This window comes from Paraburkholderia phenoliruptrix (assembly GCF_019511605.1).
Taxonomy (GTDB): domain Bacteria; phylum Pseudomonadota; class Gammaproteobacteria; order Burkholderiales; family Burkholderiaceae; genus Paraburkholderia; species Paraburkholderia phenoliruptrix_A.
On record NZ_JAEUAV010000010.1, the window covers coordinates 25,144 to 48,216 of the forward strand.

Sequence of the window (23,073 nt, forward strand, 5' to 3'; positions counted from 1 at the left end):
GAGCTAACGCGAAGGCGCGATCCTTCGCGACAAGCAGGCGAGTAGAACGCCGCATCCGGCGGGGACCGAAAGTATCAAACATAAGTCGTCGCCACCGGAATTGCATTGACGTGATGGGAGCGTTCAACCCTTGTCGGAGAGAGAAGCAGGTGTTATTGACGTTCATAGGAGGAGACACCATGAACAGAGCACTGTTGCACAAGGATCTGATCGGCGGCGGACTGCTGATCGTCGTCGGAATCGCCGTGCTCGCGCATTCCGTGACTTACCACATTGGCACACTGGTCCAGATGGGGCCGGGATTCTTTCCCTTCTTCTTGGGCCTCATTCTGGGTTTGGTCGGCTGCGGGATTGCAGTCCAAGGCTATCTTTCGGTGCGTGGTGCGGCGCAGCCTGACTCGCTCACTGCGAAAAAGAAACTGCAGCCCGAGTGGAAGGCCTGGATTCTGATTTGCATGGGGATGGTCGCGTTTGTCGTGCTGACAAAGTACCTGGGTCTTGTTGCGGGTACGTTCGCAGTGGTCTTTATTTCGGCGCTCGGCGATCGGGGCAACAACATCAAATCGGCGGTTCTTCTGGCAGCGGCGATGGTCGCAGTCGCCGTGGTCGTCTTCTGGTGGGCGCTGCAGATTCAGTTGCCGTTGTTCAAGTGGGGGGCCGTATGATTGCGCAAACGCTGCATGATCTCATGTATGGTTTCAGCATCGCAGCGATGCCGCAAAACCTGCTGTGGTCGTTTGTCGGTGTGCTGGTCGGCAACCTGATCGGCGTGCTTCCCGGTATGGGAGCGCTTTCGGCAATCGCCATGCTGTTGCCACTCACCTATTCGATGCATGCCGTTCCGGCGCTTCTGATGCTGGCCGGGATTTTCTACGGGTCGCAGTACGGAGGCGCACTCGGCGCGATCCTGCTGAACCTGCCTTCGCATCCGCCGCACGCCGTAACCTGCATCGACGGATACCCGATGACGAGGCAGGGGCGTGGGGGAACGGCGTTGGGCATCACGATGGTGTCGTCATTCTTTGCGGCATCGGTCGGCATCATCGTGATGATTTTCCTGTCACCATGGCTCGTCAAGATCGCTTTCGATTTCGGCCCGACCGAGATCGTCTCCATCATGCTGCTCGGGCTTATTGCCGGGGCGACCATGTCACGAGGGTCGCGCCTCAAAGGGATCGCGATGACCGTCTTCGGTCTGTTGCTGGGGATCGTCGGCACCGACGTCAACAGCGGTATCGAACGATTCACTTTTGGCTTCGCCGAACTGTCGGACAAAGTCGAGCTCGTCGCGCTTTCAATGGGCCTTTTCGGCGTAGCCGATTTCCTAATCAACGTGAATCGGATCAGTTTCGTCGGAACGCAGACAAAGGTGCGTCTGCGCGATATGCGGCCTTCGCGTGGGGAACTGAAGCAGGCCTTCTGGCCCATGGTGCGGGGCACTTTCGTTGGGACCCTTTTCGGGGCAATGCCGGGAACCGGGCCGACGATCACCACGTTCCTTGCCTATGCGCTCGAGAAGAAGATTGCAAAGCGACCTGAGCGCTTCGGCCACGGGGCCATCGAAGGGGTGGCCAGTCCTGAAGCGTCCACGCATGCAAAAACCCAGGTCGACTTCATTCCGACCATGACGCTGGGTATCCCGGGAGATGCGGTCATGGCCCTTCTGCTGGGCGCGTTGCTGATTCAAGGGTTTCAGCCCGGTCCTCAACTCATTACGCAGCATGCCGATCTGTTCTGGGGGCTGATTGCCAGCTTCTGGATCGGCAATGTGCTTCTCGTGGTGTTGAACGTGCCGCTCATAGGCGTCTGGGTAAAACTGTTGCAGGTGCCTTATCGCCTGATGTATCCGTCTGCGCTGTTCTTTATCGCAGTTGGTGTCTTCAGCACGAACAACAGTCTTTTCGAAGTCGGGGAAGTCCTGGTGTTCGGGATTATCGGGGCGGTTCTTCTTGCACTGGATTTCCCGGTGGCGACCATTCTGCTTGGATACGTTCTGGGGCCTATGGTCGAGGAGAACTTCCGGCGTGCACTTTTGCTGTCACGGGGCGACCTCGCAATCTTCGTGCAACGGCCGATCAGCGCGGCGTTCGTGGCAATTTGCGCACTGATGGTCATCGGACAATGCTTTTTCGCCTGGCGTGAGCACCGGCGCAAGCATTCGCCCGCCGCCTCGCCTGAGTTGTCGGCGCCTCCAATGTCTCGCGCTCCGCTGACCGAGGAGTGAAACGCAAAGCGCCGCTGCCAGGTGGCGATCCGTCCGCGGCAGCAAGGTTCACTGCCGGTACGCACCGGGCGCTTTGCGACGAGCCATGTCGCCCGGCCTGCTTTCCTCGATGGTGAGCGTCGTGGCGGCCGTGATTTGCAAAGTAGGGGCTTCGACTGCACCTGATGTACCATATGAGCGTCTTTGACCCTCGTACGGAAAGTTGCGAAATGATGCGCTCGGTTGAACGTATTCTGGCTGTTTTCGAAAGCTTTAGCGTTGAGCGGAGCAGCCTGTCTCTTCAGGAAATCTCCGAACGCATCGAATTACCGAAGTCGACCACCTTTCGTATTGTGCAGAGCCTCGAGCGAGCCGGATATCTGGTCAGGCTGGAGGATCAGCAGTACTGTCTGTCCTTTCGCTTTACGCGGCTCGCCGGCCTAGTGCGAGGAACACTAGGTATTCGCGAGATTGCCCGTCCATTCATGACAGAACTCGCCGAGACAACCAAGGAGACCGTGTCGCTCCACACGGTCAGCGGTCCCAACCGCATCTGCATCGACTCCATATCGACAGTCACAGCGCCTCTGAGAGCTGTGGTGCAGGCTGGCGAGCAGATACCGCTGCAAGCGGGTTCCGGCTCCAAGGTGCTGATGGCGTATATGTCAAAAGCAGATCTGACGCCGCTGCTGCCGGCCGCAACGAAAGCGACCAAGCAGACCAAGACGGCGTTTCTCGAAGAACTCCAGCGTATTCGCGAGAATGGCTACGCTGTTTCGCACGGTGAACGGCTGATGGGCATCTCGGCAATCTCGGCACCGATCGTGGGAGTCGACGGACAGGTCCACTATTGCCTGTCCGTTGGCGCCCCCACGGTGCGAATGCAGATGCATGAGAAGAACTTCATTAAGCTCGTAGTTGCCGCAGCTGCGAATATCTCACGTCAATTCGGCGGAAAGAGCGAGTAGATCAGTAAGGGAGCAAAGGGGTTGGGGCGTTCAGAAGAGTGATCCCACCATGCCACCCTCAACGGGGATCGTCGCGCCGGTGATGAATCCCGCCTGCATCGAAGCCAAAAAGGTGACTACGCCCGCAAGTTCGCTTTGGGTGCCCATCCGGCCAAGAGGCGTCAACTTCTTGCGCGCCTCGGCCTGAGCAGAAGAGTAGGCAGCTGATCCAACCCGATGCGGGGTTTCGATGAGGGCGGGCGCGACACAATTGACCGTTACGCCGCATGAGCCAATCTCATTCGCGAGATGCTTCATATAGGCTGTCACGCCGGCCCGAAAGACCGTCGACAGGCTATGGTGAGCCATGGGGGCTTTCACCGAGGCTGAAGTGATCGCGATCACACGACCCCATCCGCGTGCGGCGATCAGCGGGATGGTCTGACTTGCTACCTGCAACACGCCCGCAAGCTGGTTCTGATACGCATCGTCCCAGCGCGCCATATCGACCTCTTCCGTCGTCTCGCGAATCGGATTGGGCGGACGAGGCGTGTTAAGCACAAGAATATCCGGTCCTCCAAATTCGGCTTTCACCACCTCGATCAGCGCGGTGACGTCATCGGCTATGCGCATGTCTCCCGCTTTTACCACAGCCCGCACGCCATGCTGCTGAGTGATCTCGTCTGCGACCGCTTTAAGCTTGTCTTCCGAGCGCGCAAACAGCACCACATTCGCTCCCTCTGCCGCGAGCGAGTGTGAAATGTTTCGTCCCATGCCGCCGCTCGACGCAGTGACCAGGGCGGTCTTCCCTTTGATGCCCAAATCCATGATTGGCTACCCTTCACTCTGATGGTTAAACGCTTGATGCAGCGTTGCATTGCTGAGTGATGACGACGACCTCGTCGCCTTCGATTTCGAATTGATGAGGCATGTCTTCCGAAGCCCACTCCATGTAATCGACCACTTCCTTGAATCGCGGATCGCCCGCGCGGAGTACCTCGGGGCGATAGCGGCCATCGAACTTGACTGGAAGAAACGAGATCTTTGCGACTCCCCGGGAGGAGACGTAGGCTTTTGCGAGCAACGCAAGCGTGCAATCCTTGCCGTAAGGCATCAGCGGATATTCCGGATCAAGGTCCATGAAGTTGCGCACGGCGCCGTGCGCCCAAGCGGGCTCATTCGTCCAGGCGGGTGCTGCAAACGACTTGGTCATCGCGAAAACACCCAAGCTGTAGAAGATGACCTTGCCCTTGTATACCTCGATGGCCTTGGGAATATGTGGAGCATGTCCGACAACGAGATCGGCTCCGGCATCGATCGCTGCATGAGCGACGTCTACCTGATAGTCGGAGATGATTCGCGGCAAGCGTATTGCGCCGGCATGGTACGCAAGTACTACGACGTCTACCTGTTTGCGCAGCACAGTGATGTCCTCGGTAAGGCGCGCAAGATCCTGCGGATTTGGAGAGGTCCATACTCGAACCGGCTGGTGGGGGCCACGTGGTTCGTACGTCGTCTTGACGCGGATGTTGACAACCCCGGGTTTTCCCTTGGCGGCCTCGGTTCCGGCGGTAGCCACCGACGTGTACCCGAGATAGCCGACGCGCACGCCTGATTTTTCAATAATCGCCGGCTGACGTGCCTCTTCCAGGTCGCGCCCCGCACCGGTAACGAGCAGACCGTTTTCGAGGAAGAGCTTGCGCGTGTCGAGCATCGCGTCCGGGCCCGCGTCGAGACTGTGATTGTTCGCCATCGTTACTGCGTCGAACAGCCCGCTTGTGAAAAGCGTCGACATTTCGACTGGCTGGCAGACCTGCGGTGCATGGTCTGACTTCACACCACGATCGGAGTACGTTCGCATGCAGTTCACAAAGCGGAAATCGGCTCCGCGCAGCACGGGCGCTACGAGCTCTGTGTAACCTGCGATGGGAAAGCCTTGGTCAGGCCCGTGCGTGGGGCCGCAATCACCACCGATCAGAATTGAAGCAAGCTTGGTCATTCCATCTCCTTATGCTTCGGCGGCCGTCCTTGCTGAGCCGCGGCGCTGTTGAAGGCTAGCGCAATCCGCCATCCGGGGAAACCTGCAGAAAACGCGCGAGGGTTTGTCTCAAGTTCCATTTATCGGAACGAGTACCGTTTGAAGGAACTCATGATAGCATCTCTTGACGCGACGATACATGCTGAAACCGTTCTTTGAATCTGGTTGCCGCAGGCGACGCGCTTCAATGCGGTTCACACACAAGGAGGCAGCGGTGACTGAGACTGAAGGATGGACCTCGCGTGCCCGTCTGGCCGGCAAAGTGGCGGTGGTGATAGGGGCGGGGCAGAGCCCGGGCGAAGGTCTGGGCAATGGGCGAGCCGCGGCAATGCGTTTTGCGCGGGAAGGTGCGCGCGTGCTCGCCGTGGACAAATCGATTGAATCAGCGCAAGAGACCGCACAAATCATCAGAGGCGAAGGCTTCGAAGCTGATGCGATTGCCGCTGATGTCGCGCACGAGGATCAGCTTATGAATGCAATTCATGGGGCGCGGCTCAGATGGGGGGCTGTCGACATCCTGCACAACAATGTGGGCGTCAGCTTGGGCGGCGGCGATGCGGATCTGATGGACATTACGGAAGAACGCTTCGACAACATCTGCCGCATCAATCTGCGCGGCACCGTGTTCGCATGCAAGCATGCAGTGGCCATCATGCGTGAACAACGCTCGGGCGTGGTTATCAATGTTTCGTCAGCGGCCGGGCCCGGCAAGTATCCGTATGTGGCCTACAAGGCCACGAAAGCGGGCGTCATCGCGTTCACGGAGCAGCTTGCGCTGCAGAACGCGCCGCACGGCATCCGTGCGAACTGCATTCTGCCCGGGCTGATTGCCACGCCCATGGCGGTCGATACGCGAGCTCGCGAGTGGAACCAGAGCCGCGAACAAGTGCTGGCTGAACGGAATGCAAAGGTGCCTCTCGGACGGCAAGGCACGGCCTGGGATGTGGCGAACGCTGCCTTGTATCTGGCGTCCGACGAGGCGTCATTCGTTACGGGCGTTTCTTTGCTGGTTGACGGCGGACGAATCCTGAACCGGATCTGAAGGCAGGCGGAGCGGCGCGCGATGCCGTCGCTCCATTTTGCCATCAACTGGCCGCGACGATACCCATCCAGTACTGCAACTGCCCGTCCCGGGTCTCCACCGGATATTGACGGACATATTCGAGCGATCCGTCGTCGCAGACGCGAAACACGGTCAGCGCGGCCGGGATGATGCGTGTCGCGCCGTCGATTCTCGCTGCCAACGGCTTGATGCTTGCCGTCACCAGCAACTGTCCGGTGGGATCGCAGGCGAAAGTACGAACATGGAAACTTCTCGTAGAAGCGTGCTCGACGAGCGTCGGCTCGCCCGACGACGAATTGATCCTGAAGACGGCAATGCTGTTCTCTCCGCTCGCGAAGACCTTCTCGCCGTTGACTTCCTCAACCCGATCGGCTCGGTTTGCAACATAGACGTAAAGGCCGGAGGGATGGACGTGGATGGGGCCGCCAAGCTGCCGTGCATCCACGCGATCCGTTGCTTCGAGGAGACTGCAGCGATATGCCGGCTCACGCTCGATAGCGCTGTCTGTCATGCGGAACATGTAGAGCTGGTTGGTACGCTCGTCCGACACATACATCCACGGCTGCGTCGGATGAAAATCGACGTGCCTAGGGCCGAAGCCGTAGCCCTGATTCGGTGCGATCACGTCGCCCGGCGCGACGGCGCCGTTGCAAATCGGGAACAGCCGCAGCGCACCGGGATCTTCCTGCTTGCCCGGCCGGGCGTGGTTGCCGCGATCCACGATCAGTGCTGCACGTGCCGACGGGAGCACCCGCACCTGGTGAGGATAGGCGCCGCAGTCGAGCGCATCGTTCTGCGAAATTGACTGGCCAATGGTGCCGTCCTCCAGAAGCCGGTGAACGGTCAGACCGCTCCGCGGGAAATTGTGCGCGCTCAAAAGGTACTGTCCAGTCGGATCGACGCACGTGTGAACGGCTCGGCGATCGAGGGTTCGCGAGGGTCCGTGCGATGTCAGTGTCCCATCGCGGTGAATAAGGTACGCGCTCACGTCATTGAAGTTGGACTGCACGCGAGGCCCGGCTGCGCTTGTCGTCACATAGAGATACGGGCCGTCCGGATGGGGCCACGCATACTGGACTTTCGCGGCAGTCCGGATGCTTTCGCGCCGGGTCAGGGTTGCGGCGGCAATGTCGACGTCGTAGCGCGTCAGGGTGTCGTCGACAGCACTGTAAAGCGATATCCGGCTCATTGGATGAGTGCTCCTCGGATTACCGGACAACGGGCGAAGCCGGTGTGAACATCGGGATCGCGACGCCACTGTCGGATCTTTTGAAAACGACCCGAACGCGCTGGCCAATCGAAACCGTATCGAGATCGGTGTCCACAATGTTGGTAAGCATTTTGGGACCTTCGTCCAGCGTCACATAGGCGATGCAGTATGGCGCACCCGGGCCTCGGCGCATCACGCTATAAGCGTAGATTTCCCCGGTTCCGGCAGCTTGCTTCCAGGACAGGTCGGTGCTCCAGCAAAAAGGGCAAAGGGAGCGGGGGTAGTGGTGAGGCCGGCCGCAGCTCGAGCAGAACTTGAGCAGCAACTGCCCTTGATCGGCAGCCTCGAAATATGGCTCATCGCCCGGATTGATAGCGGGATCCTTGATCGCGCGCTGTGCAATGGTAGAAATCATGCAAGTTACTCCCTCTCAAGGATGACCGTTGCGCCGCCGTGGCGAGTTCCGATCGCACCGCCGATCCCGGTGGCGAGGGCGAGCGTACAGTCTGGAACCTGTACCGACGGATGTGCCTCGGCGCGCAACTGTCTGACCGCTTCGATGATTTTCGTCATTCCGCCGCGATTCGATGGATGGTTGTTGCACAGGCCGCCGCCGTCGGTATTGAAAGGCAGCTTTCCGTGACCGGAGATGAGGTTGCCGTCGGCGACGAACCGGCCACCTTCTCCTTTCGGGCAGAAACCGAGATCCTCGAGTTGCAGTATCACCGTTATCGTGAAACTGTCGTAAATCGACGCATACTGGATGTCCGTGGGCGTCACTCCGGCCTCTTCAAAGGCGCGCGGCCCGGTCCACGCGGCTGCGGTGTGGGTGAGGTCGATGTCGCCGCCTGTCAGGTGTTTTGCCGATTCCCCGCATCCCAGCACGCGTACATGCGGACGCGAAAGCGACTTGGCGATTTCCGGTCTGGCAACGACGATTGCACCCCCGCCGTCGGTCACGACGCATGAATCGAGCCGGTGCAGTGGGTCCGCAATCGTCGGCGAAGCCAGCACCTCCTCGACGGACACAACTGAGCGCAGCATTGCGTGCTCGTTGTATTGCGCGTGGTGAGAGGCCGCCACCTTGACCCACGCGAGTTGCTCGCTCGTGGTTCCGAACTCGTGCATATGGCGTTTTGCCGCCATTGCATACAGGTTGAGCGGCACAGGGCTGTAAGGAATCTCGAACGGAGCATCGGGAAGATTGGTGCCCCTGTTGCGCACCTGTGTACCAGCGCTTCCTTCCGAATTGGGCCGGCCCGCAAGCGTCACCAGCGCGACATTGCACTTGCCGGCCGCAATGGCTTGGGCGGCGTGCGCTACGTGGATCAAATACGAACAACCGCCCATGTCCGTCGAATCGATGTGGCGCAGTCTCGTCAGGTTCAGATAGTCGGACATTGACCAGGGGTTCGCGCCAGGTGCATCGCCTGCGCAGAAAAAACCGTCGATATCGTCATGCGTGAGGCCCGCGTCCTCGATTGCACCCTTCGCGACTTCGGCATGGAGCTGCGCGACCGAATGGTGGGGCGCCTTGCGCAACGGATGTTCGTAGGCGCCGACGATATAAGCCTTGCCTTTAATTGTCATACGGTACGTCTCCTGTCTCATTGATGCGTCCGCAGCGTCGATCGCCTTGTCGCGCGAGCTGATCAGGGGGTGAAAACAGCGATTTTCCGATTTGCAGTTCCATTCATTGAAACTGATGCTGTCTGCCAGAACCATGATACCATCACCTCATGCTTGAATGCGCTGCTTCGACGGACTGAGAGAATCGTGGAAGGACGCTCTCGAGTAGAAACGAGCGTGGTTGAGCATCGACATGATTTCTCCGCGCCATCAGCTCGAATGTCCGGGCCGCAAGCACTGGTCGAGCGGCATCGGGCGGTCGGCATGCGCATGTAGGTTGTCAGCGCTCGCGCGCTGCCATGGAGACGAAAATGAGTGAAGAGGTGACAGAAATGGTCACGGACACAGCTGAATCGAAGTCGCAAGCCGAATTCAGGATCTGGCAGTGCGCATTGTGCGGCTTCGTTTACGATGAGGCGGAAGGCCTGCCGTCGGAGGGTATTGCGCCCGGAACCCGCTGGGAAGACGTGCCGGACGATTGGGTCTGCCCCGAGTGTTCGGTGGGTAAAGCCGACTTCGACATGGTGGAAGTCTAGGTCTTCACGGGGCAGGGCACTGCGTCTGCGGTCGTCGTTGCCCCTTTAACAGGCGGCACGCGCGGCGCGGCCGTTGCCCCGATGGCAGGCAGCGGTGGAATGACGCCACTGCGGGCCGCGGAGAGTGGTAGCTGATCATTCGATAAAAAATGACTCAGCCGCGGAGACGGTTGAAGGAGACATCGATGAACCCGTCAATTGACCCGCCCGCCGAAAAGTGGGACGCAAGCACTGGATGCAGTTCGACCACGAGCGACCCGCAGACACGGGCTACGTATCGCAAGGTCGCGTTGAGATTAGTGCCCTTCCTTTTTCTGTGCTGGGTCGTGAATTACCTGGACCGCGTCAATCTCGGCTTCGCCAAGATGTCGCTCTCTCGGGATCTTGCGCTTTCCGACGCCGCCTACGGTCTGGGCGTTGGCCTCTTTTCGATCGGCTACGTTCTGTTCGAGGTGCCGAGCAACCTGATGCTGGAGAAGATCGGGGCGAGGTTGACCATGACCCGCATCATGGTCCTCTGGGGTACCGTAACGTGTTCGATGATGTTCATACATAACACGACGCAGTTTTACATTGCGCGCGTTCTTCTCGGTGCTGCCGAAGCCGGGTTCTACCCGGGGCTTCTTCTTTACCTGACCTACTGGTTCCCGTCGGCCCGGCGGGCGCGCATTACGTCGCGCTTTCTGCTTTCGATCGCCGTCTCCGGAATCATCGGCGGCCCAATCGCGGGTTCAATCCTTCACGGTTTCAGCAATGTGGCCGGTCTGCGCGACTGGCAGTGGCTTTTCATGCTCGAAGGGATCCCTGCGATTCTGCTCGGCGTCATCGCATACTTTTATCTCGACGATAGGCCGAAGGACGCGAAGTGGCTGACCGAGGCCGAAAAGCAGATCTTGATCGACAACATCCAGGCGGACAGACGGTTCAAGGGCTCGGCTGACCATCAAGGGCTAGTCGCGGTTCTGAGGGATTCACGGGTTTACGTAGTTGTACTTGCTTCGCTTGTCACGCCGATGCTCGGTATCGTGATGAATTATTGGATCCCCACCATTATCCACCGCGCAGGGGTGCGGGATATTCTGCATGTAGCGATGCTTTCGGCGATACCGTCCGTTTTCGGTGCGATCGGAATGATGCTGATCGCGCGTCATTCCGACAAACGCGTGGAACGACGCTGGCACTACTTCGTCTCTATTGCGATAGGAGCAGTTGGCCTCGTGATGCTTCCGGAAGTGGGCAGCAACCCTCTGCTGACGATTGGATGCCTGTCGCTCCTCGGCATCGCCTACTACGCAGGTAGCACGATGTTCTGGACCATTCCGCCGGCGTATTTCTCGGCCGGATCGGTCGCTGCCGGCATAGCGGTCATGAGCAGCCTCGGGCAGGCCGGATCGCTGCTCACGCCAACCTGGCTTGGATGGCTGATGACCAATACCCATAGCATTGCAATCGGGCTTTACACCATTGCGGCAATCGCGCTCACCGGGGGCGTGATCATCCTGGTCGGTGTGCCGCCCACCGCGCTGCGTGAACGTCAGGACACGTCGATTTGACGTTCATTCCGGTCCCGGACATCGATCAACCACGGTAAGAATGTGCATGGACACGGCAGAACTGAAAGCAGAATTCGACATCAGCACCTCGATCGGGTTCATTGGACTCGGCGCAATGGGCGCACCCATGGCGCGGCACCTTGCCCGGCAGGGCTACAGGCTATTCGTCCACGACTTCAACCGGTCTGCGGTCGATTCAGTCGTGCAGTGTGGCGCGCACGCGGTGCAATCGGCGAGGGAGGTTGCAGATCAATGCAGCATTGTCCTGCTGTGTCTGCCGTCTCTTCCAGCGATCCGGGACGTCATATTCGGCAACGCCGGCGTCGCTGGTGGAGCGGCAGTGCGCGTCGTGGTCGACTTCTCGACGACAGGAGCGAATTTCGCGCGGGAAACAGCAGAACAACTGGCTGCCCGCGATATTGCGCTCCTCGATTCGCCCATTACAGGAAATGTCACGACCGCAGGTAACGGCACGTTAGGAATCATGTGTTCAGGCCCTCGGGCCGCATATGAGAAGGTGGCGGCGGTCATGGCGACTCTTGCCAGTGCCGCCGTGCTCTATCTTGGTGAGGAATCGGGCAAGGCGCAGACGCTGAAGTTGCTGAACAACCTGCTGTCGGCAACGGGAATGGCCTCAACGTGCGAGGCGTTCATCCTCGGCGTCAAAGGCGGCCTTGCGCCGCGACGGATGCTCGAGATCATCAATTCCGGAGACGCGAGTTCGAGCGCTTCCCGGAACAAGTTTGCGCGTTCAGTGCTGCCTCGTCGCTTCGATTTCGGGGCGCGCATGGCGATCACGGCGAAGGACATCAGCCTTTCAGTCGAGGAAGCGCAGAGCCGCGGAGTTCCGATGTGGGTAGGGCAAGCCGTTCAGCAGATTTGGAAATTCGCGTCCACCCAGGGAGGATGCGACCGTGATGGCACGTCTCTCATCACTTACCTCGAACCGTGGGCTGGCGTCGAAGTGTTCAGCCCCGATGAAGAGCCGTCGTGCCGCCTTTCATTTGCCGAATCTGCTCACCGGCCGCTCGTGCTGATCTGCGCGGAAACGGACATACGCGTGTTGGCAGACAAGCTGGTCGACTGCGGATACACCGACCGGAATGACGAGGAGGCGCTGAACAGGATTCGACTGGGAGTGCCGTATGCGTCGCCGAACACGGTGACGCTTCTGAGCATGGCGGAGGACGAATCCGGAGAGTCGATCGCTGCTCGCATTGCGGAGGCAACTCGTACGGACGCAGCAGTCGTCAACATGTGTCCGATGGCCCCGAAAACAGCGCGCAGCATAAAGGCGCGGCTTGGCGCGGACACCGGATATTGCGACGCGTTGCACGCCGGCACGCATCGCGCCATTGCGGCGGGCGACGGCGTCATTATCGTCGGGGGAGATGAGTCGGCCATTCAGGCCGCGGGCCACGCGCTTGTGAATCTGTGCCGCGACGCCTTTCACATCGGGTCATCGGCCGGCGCTGCACATCTGATGCTCGACATTCATGCGTCGTTGTTCGCGACGCTTTTGGCTGTCACGAGCGAAGCTTATGTTGCCGGCGCCAAAGCAGGACTGGCACCTGAACAGATGGCGAAGATCATGGGTATCGAGACGGGGCGCAATGCGGCAAGTGCCCGAATTTTGCCAGATGAAGTGGCCACGCGGAAATTCAACTACGGCTTCAGTCTCGGCGATATGTCGGCCCGGCTGACTGCTGTGACGAACGAGGCTCGGCGGCTCGCGGTGACTACCTGGATCTTCGACAAGGTGCGAGGCCTATACGGTCTCGTGCAGTCGTGCACCGACGCCACACATGACGTCACAACGGTGGCGCAGCAGTACGAAAGATGGGCTGGTGTCGAAGTGCGGTGTGCCGGATCGGTGCATACATCGCGGGATCGTTGAGGCGCGCGTGAGACTGTGTGCCTTGCCTCCCTGTATTTAGTCGAAGTCAACGCAAAGGTCAGCTCAGCATGAACAGCCGTGAAGAAAACCCGCCAGCCGGAACTGCCCGCGTCCCATTCCGTGGGACGACGCACCGCCAGATCGACGAATTAGCCACATGGACTGGTTTATTGCGAGAACAGGCGCTCGAACCGGAGCTTCCGATCGTCGACGCTCATCACCATATCTGGGATGACGAGCGTGGGCGGTACATGGCTTCGGAGTTGATGCAGGATCTTTCGAGTGGTCACCGCGTACAGGCGACGGTATATGTGCAGTTCAAAGCCGGATACCGGAAATACGGCCCGGCGTCGATGCAGCCAGTCGGCGAGGTCGAGTTCGCACGTTCGTTCGCGGACGACTGGGCAATGCGACAACCGGACGGGCCGCGACTGTGCGAAGGCATTATTGCCCATGCCGATCTGACGCTCGGTGACGACGTGCAAGCCGTGCTCGCTGCGATGAAAGAGGCTGGCGGCCAACGACTCAAGGGCATCCGGCATGGTGCCACCTGGGATAGCGGCAGCGCCGGTTATGGGCGAACCTTCGCGAAGCCACACCTTCTATCGGAGCCGGCATTCCGACGCGGATTTGCCAAGCTTGCTCCGATGGGCCTTACGTTTGATGCATGGCTTTTCTATCCTCAACTGCCCGACCTGGTTTCGCTTCTGCGCGACTTTCCGGAAGCACCGGTAATTATGGATCATGCAGGAGGCCTCCTTGGCGTTGACCCGCACACGGATCGCGCGGCCGTCTTTAACGCTTGGCGGGAGAACTTGAAGCAGGTTGCAAGATGCCCGAACGTTTCGGTCAAGATTGGCGGGCTGGGCATGCTTTATACGGGATGGGATTTCCATCTGCGCGACACGCCGCCGTCCTCCGAGGATCTCGCTGCGTGCTGGAGGCCGTACGTCGAAACCTGCATAGATCTGTTCGGCCCCGAACGATGCATGTTCGAAAGCAACTTCCCGGTCGACAAGCAGACATGCGGCTATGGCGTCCTCTGGAATGCGTTCAAGCGAATCACGGAGCGCTTCTCGTCATCCGAGAAGCGTGCGCTTTACGGTGGCACGGCCGCGCGCGTCTACAGGCTTGAACAGCCGATTGGGTGATCCGTCATAAGCGTTCGGGCGCCTGTATCACGGGTCCATTTCGGACGCCGGAAATTGCCGTTGCAGTGCGACCGGGGATCGCGTCGGGCCGCGCCCTTGTCGTTTCCCGATTCCGCCGATATGGCGATTCGGCTCCTTCCAGTCCTGCCATTCCGCCTGGCCAACGCTCGGAATCATCGTTCGGCAAAGTGTTTTGTGAGTTTCACTGAGCGGAACCAGTTTCTTTTGTGTTGACGATGATCCGGTGCCGGTCGTAAAGTGAAAGCAACGGGTTGCGTCCGTGAGAAGCGTTGGTCGACGTCTGAGCGTGCGAACTGATGAGGCTCGGCAGGCGCACCTTGATAAAAGATCAACAGGAGACGGATTTGTCTTATCGTACTGAAACAGTCGCTCAGCGCTACGGTCAGTTCATCTCGAATGCGAGTCTGGGAAGCTTTCCGGGTGACGTCGTCCGGCACGGCAAAATGCTCGTCGCCAGCACCTTTGCGAGTGCTGCTTTGGGATCGACGCTGCAATCGAGCAGACTGATCCGCCAGCTCGAAAAGGAACGCGGCGGAATTCCGGCCAGTACTGCCTGGTTCGGTGGCTGGGACAAGTTGCCCCCCGCGGCAGCAGCGCGTCTCAATGGACTCATGAGCGACGCGGCTGCGTCCGACGACAGCGATCTCCGAAATATCGTTCACAGCGGCACGCAAGCTTGCGCGGCCGCTATCGCCGTGGGTGAAGCGCGCAAGGCAAGCGGAACACAAGTCCTGGAAGCCGTGATCGCCGGCTATGAAATTGCGGGGAACATTAACACCGCGATGATTGGCGGCCTGCAGCGCAAGGGGTTCCATGGTTGCGTAGTGGCGACGTTCGCTGCTGCCGCTGCTGCGGCGCGGCTGATGAAACTGACCGTTGACCAGGCAGCACATGCACTGGTTCTCGCCGCAACGTCGTTGGGCGGGCTGCACGCTGTCGCTGCAACGAGTCTCGCGCGCGAATACCACGCAGGCAACGCTGCGATGATGGGGGTGTCGGCAGCCCAAGCGGCCGAGCACGGGTACACAGCGGATCTCTCCGGGTTCGAGATGCCGAGGGGCTTCTTCGATACGCTCGGCACTGGATGTCATGGACGGGCCGCAGTGGACCAGCTGGGAACGAAGTGGAGCCTCGAAACAGAACTGGGCATCAAGTTGGTACCTGGCGGCTCGCCGTTCCATGCTGTCGCGGAAGCGGCAGCCATCGCCGCAGAAAAAGGTGACCTCGATGTTGCCAACATCAAGGAGATCGAGTTCACACTCCCAGACTATCCGTTCCCTGGGCCCAGGCATCCGACCGATCTGATAGGGATCGCCCACAGCCCTTTTTACTTCGCTGCTGCGGGAGCAGCAGACCGCGAGTATGGGTGGCAGCATGCGCTTCCTGAAAAGATCGCGGATGCGCGCATCCGGTCGCTCTTCGACCGTGTCACGCGACTCGATTACGACGTTCCGAACAAGACCGACTTCAAGAGCGGAGCGATCGTGCGAATAACCACGACTGATGGCGCGGTCCATGAGGCATGCGTGCTGGCGCCGAAGGGGGCAGCGGTGCGAGGTATTCACTGGGACGAAATCAGGCAGAAGTACGAGGCGCTCATGCCATACGGTGGAACGAGCGCACAGAATGTCGCCACGAGCTTCAGTCTGATACAGGACATGAACGTCCTGGCATCCATCGATGATCTGATCGGCGCGATAAAGGCAGATGCGCCGTCGTGAGAGGAGACATGCGCAGCGTTGGCGCAAATGACCTAACCATCGCGCGAAACAGCCTTCTTTTCATGAAGCGGCGCGAACCTGAAGCGAGGAGACATAAGTGAAAGCGTTAAACAGATTTGCAATCGGGATGCTCGTCGCTGCGACCAGCGCATATTCGAACATCGCCTGGTCGGCTGAATTTCCGTCTCGGACGATAAGGATCATTGTCCCGGTTTCGGCAGGCGGCTGGGGAGACGTGACGACCCGCGTCGTCGCACAAAAGCTCGGTGAGGTGCTTGGCCAGTCCATCCTTGTAGACAACCGAACCGGCGCAGGTGGTCTGGTCGGCATTCGATACACCAAGGAGCAGCCGGCGGACGGATACACGCTGATGTCCACCGGGAGCACTATTTCCATCCAGGAGGCGGTCAACAAAGAGCCGGGGTATGACGCGCTCAAGGACTTCACCCTGGTCGGAACCTTTGCGCGCTCTCCCGCCCTTGTCATTGCGGGTGCAAGGTCGAGCTACAAGAGCCTGGGTGATCTCGTCGCCGATGCGAAGGCGCATCCCGGGAAAATCAGCTTTGGTTCGGCGGGAATTGGGACGACGACGCATATCGCTGCGGCGATGATGCTCAAACAGGCCAATCTGCAGATGCAGCATGTGCCGTACAAAGGCAACGGTGCTGCGATGCCGGATGTGATTGCAGGACGGGTTAGCTTTATGGTCGACGCTTATGGCAGCAGTGCTGCCGGCCTTCACGGAGGACTGCTCAAGGCGCTTGCCGTCACCAGCGATTCGCGGCTTCCCGTGCTTCCTGACGTTCCCACCACCGCTCAGCAAGGACTGCCGGGCTTCACGTATTACTACTGGCTCGGACTTTTTGCGCCGGCGGGAACGCCCAAAGACGTTGTCAAGAAGATCAACGACGCACTGGCGAAAGTGCTCGGCGATCCGGCCTTGAAGGCAAAGCTAGAAGCCCAGGGCACCGAACCGTTTTATAAGACGACTGCGGATTCCGCCGCATTCCTGAAGAAGGATCTGACCGATAACCAGGACATGATTCGGACCATGGGCGTTCCGAAGCAATAAACCCGCAAAAAATTGAGGTCCGTGATGCGATCGATTGCCTGCATTGGCACGCCATCCGATAGATGGTTGTCGGCGTTGCGCAAACAGGGAGCCGTGGAGTGGGTGAGCGCTGGCGAAGAGCAAGACGCTGAGTTCTTCCGCCGTAGTTCCATGTGCGTCCTCATTGCCTCCGACGTTAGTGCGGCGGTCAGGAGACGCATCGTCACCGGACTGGCGCTGGAATCGACCTCCACGGTCGCGCTGCTTATCGACGAACGTTCGCGCGAGGAGGACCTGTGTTGCCGCACGGGAGAGCATGTGCCTGTCGTATCGGCCGCGTTGTCACTGGATGACGAGGCCGGGGGCCGGGTGTTTCTCTCGGGAGACGCTTCGGGAAGCGAAGGGGCCGCATCCGTCTTCAGGCGAATGTCGTTGCGCCCTGTGTATTGCGGAACGAATGCGGAACACGCCCGGTTGATTTCATGGATAGAGCATGCACTCTGCGGGATCAGCAGGATGGTGATCACCGAGGCTGTCGGCATGGCATTGCGAGCACGTTTGCCGATCGATCTTGCGGCATCGGTCATTGGTCGCAGCAGTGCGCACAGTTGGCAGGCGGAAAGGTTCTTCGATGAACTGCTTAAAAGAGAAGGCGGTAAGGCGCGCCAACCGGAGTCAGTCGCAACGATGCTGGGCAACCTGGTCGACATCGCCCTGCCGCTGGGTTTGCCGCTCCCGCTGATTTCTTCCGCGATGAGCCTGCTGAGCCTTCAGCCGCCGCGCAGCGCGGACGACGAGCAGTGTGTGATCGACCCGTTCTCTAATTATGAGCGGATGGTCGGATTGCAGAGAGACAGGGTTGTAACCGGCGCCCTACATGATTGCGCCCGAGACGATCCTCCGCCTCCGCCCGTTATTGGCTACGTGGGGCTCGGAGCAATGGGTAGCGCGTTGGCGACGCAGGCCCTACAGGTCGGTCGGGAGCTCCATGTCTTCGATCCCGACGTGGCGAAGGTCGAGCGTCTGACGGAAAAAGGTGCGCGCGCCGCTGCGGACGTCGCTTCGCTCGCTGCGGTATGTGACTTGGTCTTCCTTTGTGTCCCGAGCGCGAAAGAGGTTGAACATATCTTGTTCGGTCCCGGTGGCATGTATGGGGCATTGGCCCATGGAGCGATAGTCATCGACCAGACCACGTGCAGTCCGGCCGACACAGTCCGCTTTGGCGAGCGGCTCGCGGCCGCCGGCGTCGCAATGGTCGATGCACCCGTGACTGGGGGGCCGGACGGGGCGCGCAACGGCAGCCTCGTTACGATGTGCGGTGGAACGCGTGCAGCGTTTTCGCGCGTACGGCCGGTACTCGAGGCCATGGGTGGGGAAGTAGTGTATTTCGGCCCGCCCGGTTCGGGTCAGGCCATCAAGCTTGTGAAAAATGCGCTCGCCGCTGCCAACCGGCTGATGATCTACGAAGTGCTGTCGCTTGCCGCCGCATTCGGCATCCCGATCAAGACACTGCGCGCCGCTCTGTCAACTGGCCCAAGCGCATCGGGGGCACTGGACCGCATCGTGACGTCCATTGTAACTGGTGCGCCTACCGCCGATGCGAGCCTGGGAACGGTGGTGAAAGATCAACAGTTGATCGCTTGCATGGGACGCATGACGTCGACGCCACTTCCTCTGCTCAATATCGCAAGAACGGTGCTCGAGTCAGGATCGCGAATTTTAGGACCGCAGGCCCTGGTCGATGAACTCGGCCGCCTCTACGGAATTGAATCTTTCAAGGAATCCAGAAACCATGAAGAAACTTGACCGGTTTTATATCGACGGCAATTGGACGGTGCCCCTGGGCACAGAACGCTTCAAACTGATTAACCCTGCAACTGAAGAAGCGTACGGGTACGTGACGCTCGGCACCGCCGAAGATGTCGACACGGCGGTCGTTGCAGCGCGGCGGGCGTTCGCGTCGTTCTCGGAATCGAAGAAGGAATGGCGGATGGAGCTTCTCGGCAGCATCGTCGAGTCGCTGCTGAAGCGAGAGCCGGATCTGATGGACGCCGTTACCGAGGAGATGGGCGCTCCGAGCAGTTTGAAAGGGCAGACGGGTACTGCGGTTCAGGCGTTCCGTCAGGCGGTCGTCACCCTGCGCGATTACTCGTTCGAAAATATGATGAGCGACAACGTGATTCGACGGGAGCCCATTGGAGTGTGCGGCCTTATATCTGCATGGAACTGGCCATTGCAACTGATGTGTCAGAAGCTTGCGTCGGCATTTGCAGCGGGTTGTACGGTCGTTGCAAAGCCAAGCGAATTCACTCCGCTCAGTGCCGTCGTGCTCGCAGAGGCGCTCGATGCAGCGGGCGTGCCCCCGGGCGTGTTCAATTTGGTGAATGGAAATGGTCCAGTCGTCGGCGAGGCGATCTCGCGGCACGCCGGCATCGATATGGTGTCCTTTACCGGCTCGACGCGCGCCGGTGTAATGGTGGCGCAGGCTGCGGCCGGTACGGTAAAGCGGGTATGCCAGGAGCTAGGTGGGAAGTCCGCAAACATCATCCTGCCCGACGCCGATCTTGCCGCGGCTGCGCGTTTCAATGTGTCGCGCGGCTTCTCGAACACCGGGCAGTCGTGCCATTCGCCGACGCGCATGCTCGTGTCGGAAACTCAGGCAGACAAACTGATAACGTTGATCAAGGAACAAGCGCAATCGGTCAAGGTTGGCGATCCGAAGAACCCCGAAACCACGATGGGTCCTGTTGTCAACCGTGCGCAGTTCGAACGGGTTCAGCACTTCATCGAGCTTGGAATCGAAGAGGGCGCGACAGTCGTCACGGGTGGCCCGGGCCGTCCCGAAGGCATCAATAAGGGCTTTTTCATTCGTCCAACGGTTTTTTCCGACGTCAGCCGCGACATGACGATTGCACAGGAGGAGATCTTTGGTCCCGTACTCTCCGTCATCACCTACCGTGATATCGATGACGCCATCGACATCGCCAACGGCACGCGCTACGGCCTGGGCGGATATATTTTCTCGTCGAACCCGGAACAGGCTCGTCGGGTTGCTGAGCGCATGCTGGCCGGTCGCATTTTCCTCAACGGCGCTCCGTCGAATAACGTTGCGCCGATGGGCGGCTACAAGCAGTCTGGAAATGGCCGGGAAATGGGCGTTTTTGGGCTCGAAGAATACCTCGAAGTCAAGGCAATGATCGGCTTTGCGAACGTTGCCGGATAACGTGGCACCGATTCCGTCGGTTGTCTGGGAGAGCTGACTTCGGCGGAGTGGCTACTCAGGTTGTTGCAAGCGACAAACAGGCGTGACCGCGCAAGATCCCGAGGTTGACCGGCGCAAGTGCGCCGGTTTTTTTTCGAGGGGGCGAGAAAGCTTGGCCGCTCTTTCACCCGTGCGTATGCGCAGCAGGGATTCCTGCCGCCAGCTTGTGCATGATGACAATCGTCGGGCGCGGTCCGGCCTTTGAATGGAAGCGATGGGTACCGCGATCTTACGACATACGCAGCGCTTGTGGAGGATGAAGCCGATACGTGCGTGCGGCAGTACCTGAGAACAGATTCATACGTTCGGTGGCGGTGAGATCGGCGGCGATTTTCTTGTATGCGTTCCATAGCACGCTGTAGCTGCATGTTGCCTTGTCGACCGGGAAATTGCTCTCGAACATGCACCGCTCGGTACCAAACAACTCGATGCAAAACCGCATGTAAGGCGCCCATGCGTGGACCAGCTCGTCCGAAGACGGTGGCAATGGACGTTCGTGGAACCCGAAACCGGCATAGCGCATCGCGAGTCCGCCAAGTTTCATCACGGTGTTCGGGAGGGCGGCGAGTGCCTGGACGCGCGCACGCCACGCCTCGAAGACCTCCGTCCGCTTGTCTTTATATGGGCCGATTCCCAGTGGTCCCCCGGTGTGATTGATGATGACGGTCAGATCCGGGTAGTCGCGGCAGAGGTCGGCAACATCGTCGAGTTGCGTGAAGAACGTCCACAGATCCAGTGTCAGCCCCATTTTCTGGATGCGGGCAATAGCTGCTCTTGTCGATTTTGCCCTCAGCAGACCTTCCGGGTTGCTGACCGGCAGAATGTCGCGACTCTCGTGGCAGACGACTGTCGGCCGTATGCCCCTGAACCGACCGCCACCCGCGTCGATATGCGCGTCGAGAGCCGATTGAACGCCGTCGCCCAGTTCCACATCGACTGTACCTATGATTCCGGCACACAACTGAAGGGGCGCTTGCTCGGTGTTCGTTGCTGCTGCGAGCTGCCGGACGAATTCCGTCTCGCCCACCGGCTTCAATGATTCGGGTCCATACTCCCGGTACATGCTTCGGCACTGCACATGTACGGTAGAAGTGACGTTATGACCGGATGAGAAATCCCGGATGGCCTCGTTCGCGAGGTAGCGATCGCCTGGGTGGTCCCACAGATGGTGATGAGGATCTACAATCGGCAGTTCGGGGTCGAGAATGTCTTCTGACCGCAATGCCAGCCAGCCATGTCTCACGGTCGGATGTGCGTTGAGTACAGCGTGGATCGAATCGTCAGGCATGCGTGTTACCAATGATGCGAGAAGTGAAGAGGGCAATCGCTTGTTACGTTACCCGGCTGTCGCGCGCAGCAACGTATCGTCGATTGCGGCGACGTGATTGACCAAGCAAGTCAGAGCGGCGTTTTAATGGGTTGGCTTCCGCGCGTCGCAGTCTCGGCTTTGATCACCAGCGAATAGTGCGGTTTGCTAGCCATGATGGCAATCAGACTGACCACGCCAATAAGCACGGTGTAGCCGAAAAACAGTCGAATGCCCCCGTTCTGATAAGCGATCAACGCAGTTGCGATAATCGGCAGCGGGCCTCCAAAGATGGCACCGGACATCTGGTAGCCGGCCGAGATGCCCGTATAGCGTACCGATGTGGGGAACATGTCGGAAAACAATGACGCCTGCGAGCTGTGGCATGCGGCGTGACCGATACCAAGAACCCAGACATAGCCGGCCACCATGCCCGCATACGAGCGTGCTTCCACTGCCAAGCAGAATGGGATGGCACCGGCCAAAAGCGCAACAATGCCCAATACGAAAACTTTGCGGCGACCGATCGCGTCGGCCAGCATGCCGTAGACCGGGATCATCAGCATCTCGACTGCGGCTCCGATCGAGACCGCAATAAGCATGTCGGCCTGCGCGATCTTGAGCTTTGACACCGCGTAGGCGACCATCGCGACGGCACAGGTGTAAAAGAACGTATTCGGCGCTGCTTGCGCAAACAGGACCCCGAGCAGCTGACGCGGGTATTCGCGCAGTACGGTCATCACGGGCAGTTTTTCGATATTGCCAGAGGCCTTCGCCTTTACAAATGCGGGAGACTCGGCAACTCGGTTGCGGATGTAGACGCCTACAAGCAGCATGGCGGCACTCAGAATGAACGGGACGCGCCAACCCCACGCCATCAGCGCCTGCTTGTCGAGTGCCGTCATGGCCAGAAACGTGAGATTGCCGAGCAGCAGACCAAAAAACGCCGCGCTTTGCGGGACACTGCCGAACAGGCCGCGTCGCTTCTCGTCAGCATGCTCGACGACGGCGACGATCGCGCCTCCGTATTCGGCACCGGCCGACAGCCCTTGTACGATCCGCAGCAGCACGAGCAGGACAGCGCCGATGTATCCGGCGCTATCGTAGGTTGGCAACAGTCCGATCAGCGTGGTTGCCGCGCCCATGATGGCGAAGCTCCACAGGAGTGTCGTCTTGCGACCAACCTTGTCGCCCAGATGCCCGGCAATCACCCCTCCGATCGGGCGGACTAGCCAGGCAGTCGCGAAGGTCATGAAGCCGAACATCGAGCCCATCGTTGGATCGACAGCCGGGAAGAAGAGCTTGTTCAGGAACAGCGCCGAAACCGTGCCGAAGATGAAAAAGTCATACCACTCGATCGTCGATCCGATGAACGTGGATGCGATGATGAGGCGCTTTTGCCGCGTCGCTGCCGATGCCGGACTTGCCATCGTTTGTCTCCGTGATTTTGATATCGGTTCTTGCGGTCGGGGTGGCTTCATGTCC

Annotated in this window: 19 protein-coding genes; 12 read left to right on the forward strand and 7 right to left on the reverse strand. The window is 59.5% G+C overall.

Features of this window, described 5'->3' with window-relative positions; genetic code table 11:
• The first annotated feature begins 179 nt into the window (after window positions 1–179).
• The 3 genes from JNB89_RS14955 to JNB89_RS14965 all read left to right on the forward strand — a co-directional run bounded on the left by JNB89_RS14955 (window position 180) and on the right by JNB89_RS14965 (window position 3,171).
• A complete protein-coding gene (locus JNB89_RS14955) occupies window positions 180–665 on the forward strand; it encodes a tripartite tricarboxylate transporter TctB family protein (protein WP_220362710.1) in 486 nt (161 codons plus the stop codon).
• Window positions 662–2,224 (forward strand): tripartite tricarboxylate transporter permease, encoded by a 1,563-nt coding sequence (locus tag JNB89_RS14960; protein ID WP_220362711.1) that lies wholly within the window; start codon window positions 662–664, stop codon window positions 2,222–2,224. Before JNB89_RS14955 ends, JNB89_RS14960 begins: the two co-directional genes overlap by 4 nt.
• 209 nt (window positions 2,225–2,433) lie before the next feature.
• On the forward strand, window positions 2,434–3,171 hold the full coding sequence (locus JNB89_RS14965; RefSeq protein WP_220362712.1) for an IclR family transcriptional regulator: 738 nt from the start codon (window positions 2,434–2,436) through the stop codon (window positions 3,169–3,171).
• Between the two features lie 30 nt (window positions 3,172–3,201).
• Here the strand turns inward: JNB89_RS14965 and JNB89_RS14970 are convergent, their stop codons facing one another.
• Both JNB89_RS14970 and JNB89_RS14975 read right to left on the reverse strand, forming a co-directional pair.
• Window positions 3,202–3,978: an SDR family oxidoreductase gene (locus JNB89_RS14970; protein WP_220362713.1), complete on the reverse strand. Its 777-nt coding sequence runs from the start codon at window positions 3,976–3,978 to the stop codon at window positions 3,202–3,204.
• Between the two features lie 25 nt (window positions 3,979–4,003).
• Window positions 4,004–5,149 carry a CapA family protein gene (locus JNB89_RS14975; RefSeq protein WP_220362714.1) on the reverse strand — a complete coding sequence of 382 codons (1,146 nt, stop codon included), beginning with the start codon at window positions 5,147–5,149 and terminating at the stop codon, window positions 4,004–4,006.
• Window positions 5,150–5,402: 253 nt separating this feature from the next.
• Between JNB89_RS14975 and JNB89_RS14980 the strand changes: the two genes are divergently transcribed.
• On the forward strand, window positions 5,403–6,230 hold the full coding sequence (locus JNB89_RS14980) for an SDR family NAD(P)-dependent oxidoreductase (RefSeq protein ID WP_346656205.1): 828 nt from the start codon (window positions 5,403–5,405) through the stop codon (window positions 6,228–6,230).
• A 43-nt stretch (window positions 6,231–6,273) separates the two neighbouring features.
• Here the strand turns inward: JNB89_RS14980 and JNB89_RS14985 are convergent, their stop codons facing one another.
• Genes JNB89_RS14985 through JNB89_RS14995 form a run of 3 tightly spaced genes read right to left on the reverse strand, consistent with a single transcriptional unit; the run spans window position 6,274 to window position 9,051 of the window.
• Window positions 6,274–7,440 carry a lactonase family protein gene (locus tag JNB89_RS14985; RefSeq protein ID WP_220362716.1) on the reverse strand — a complete coding sequence of 389 codons (1,167 nt, stop codon included), beginning with the start codon at window positions 7,438–7,440 and terminating at the stop codon, window positions 6,274–6,276.
• Window positions 7,441–7,459: 19 nt separating this feature from the next.
• Window positions 7,460–7,876 carry a Zn-ribbon domain-containing OB-fold protein gene (locus JNB89_RS14990; RefSeq protein ID WP_220362717.1) on the reverse strand — a complete coding sequence of 139 codons (417 nt, stop codon included), beginning with the start codon at window positions 7,874–7,876 and terminating at the stop codon, window positions 7,460–7,462.
• A 5-nt stretch (window positions 7,877–7,881) separates the two neighbouring features.
• Complete coding sequence (locus tag JNB89_RS14995; protein ID WP_220362828.1) at window positions 7,882–9,051, reverse strand: thiolase domain-containing protein; 1,170 nt, start codon at window positions 9,049–9,051, stop codon at window positions 7,882–7,884.
• Between the two features lie 350 nt (window positions 9,052–9,401).
• On the opposite strand from JNB89_RS14995, the gene JNB89_RS15000 reads away from it, so the two are divergent.
• The 8 genes from JNB89_RS15000 to JNB89_RS15035 all read left to right on the forward strand — a co-directional run bounded on the left by JNB89_RS15000 (window position 9,402) and on the right by JNB89_RS15035 (window position 20,243).
• Complete coding sequence (locus JNB89_RS15000; RefSeq protein WP_276572774.1) at window positions 9,402–9,626, forward strand: rubredoxin; 225 nt, start codon at window positions 9,402–9,404, stop codon at window positions 9,624–9,626.
• 185 nt (window positions 9,627–9,811) lie between these two features.
• Window positions 9,812–11,179 carry an MFS transporter gene (locus JNB89_RS15005; RefSeq protein ID WP_220362719.1) on the forward strand — a complete coding sequence of 456 codons (1,368 nt, stop codon included), beginning with the start codon at window positions 9,812–9,814 and terminating at the stop codon, window positions 11,177–11,179.
• Between the two features lie 46 nt (window positions 11,180–11,225).
• On the forward strand, window positions 11,226–13,076 hold the full coding sequence (locus tag JNB89_RS15010; RefSeq protein ID WP_220362720.1) for an NAD-binding protein: 1,851 nt from the start codon (window positions 11,226–11,228) through the stop codon (window positions 13,074–13,076).
• 68 nt (window positions 13,077–13,144) lie between these two features.
• Complete coding sequence (locus JNB89_RS15015; protein WP_220362721.1) at window positions 13,145–14,227, forward strand: amidohydrolase family protein; 1,083 nt, start codon at window positions 13,145–13,147, stop codon at window positions 14,225–14,227.
• A gap of 338 nt (window positions 14,228–14,565) precedes the next feature.
• Entirely contained in the window at window positions 14,566–15,969 is a 1,404-nt protein-coding gene (locus tag JNB89_RS15020) for an MmgE/PrpD family protein (RefSeq protein ID WP_220362722.1), read from the forward strand.
• A 97-nt stretch (window positions 15,970–16,066) separates the two neighbouring features.
• Window positions 16,067–17,041, forward strand: coding sequence for a Bug family tripartite tricarboxylate transporter substrate binding protein (locus tag JNB89_RS15025; RefSeq protein ID WP_346656206.1), 975 nt, complete (start codon window positions 16,067–16,069; stop codon window positions 17,039–17,041).
• Window positions 17,042–17,065: 24 nt separating this feature from the next.
• Window positions 17,066–18,826, forward strand: a complete 1,761-nt coding sequence (locus JNB89_RS15030; RefSeq protein WP_220362723.1) for an NAD(P)-binding domain-containing protein — start codon at window positions 17,066–17,068, stop codon at window positions 18,824–18,826.
• Window positions 18,813–20,243, forward strand: coding sequence for an aldehyde dehydrogenase family protein (locus JNB89_RS15035; RefSeq protein WP_220362724.1), 1,431 nt, complete (start codon window positions 18,813–18,815; stop codon window positions 20,241–20,243). Before JNB89_RS15030 ends, JNB89_RS15035 begins: the two co-directional genes overlap by 14 nt.
• Window positions 20,244–20,511: 268 nt before the next feature.
• Here JNB89_RS15035 and JNB89_RS15040 read toward each other — a convergent pair whose 3' ends face one another.
• Both JNB89_RS15040 and JNB89_RS15045 read right to left on the reverse strand, forming a co-directional pair.
• Window positions 20,512–21,570 (reverse strand): amidohydrolase family protein, encoded by a 1,059-nt coding sequence (locus JNB89_RS15040; RefSeq protein ID WP_220362725.1) that lies wholly within the window; start codon window positions 21,568–21,570, stop codon window positions 20,512–20,514.
• A 110-nt stretch (window positions 21,571–21,680) separates the two neighbouring features.
• Entirely contained in the window at window positions 21,681–23,018 is a 1,338-nt protein-coding gene (locus JNB89_RS15045; RefSeq protein WP_220362726.1) for an MFS transporter, read from the reverse strand.
• Window positions 23,019–23,073 lie beyond the last annotated feature (55 nt).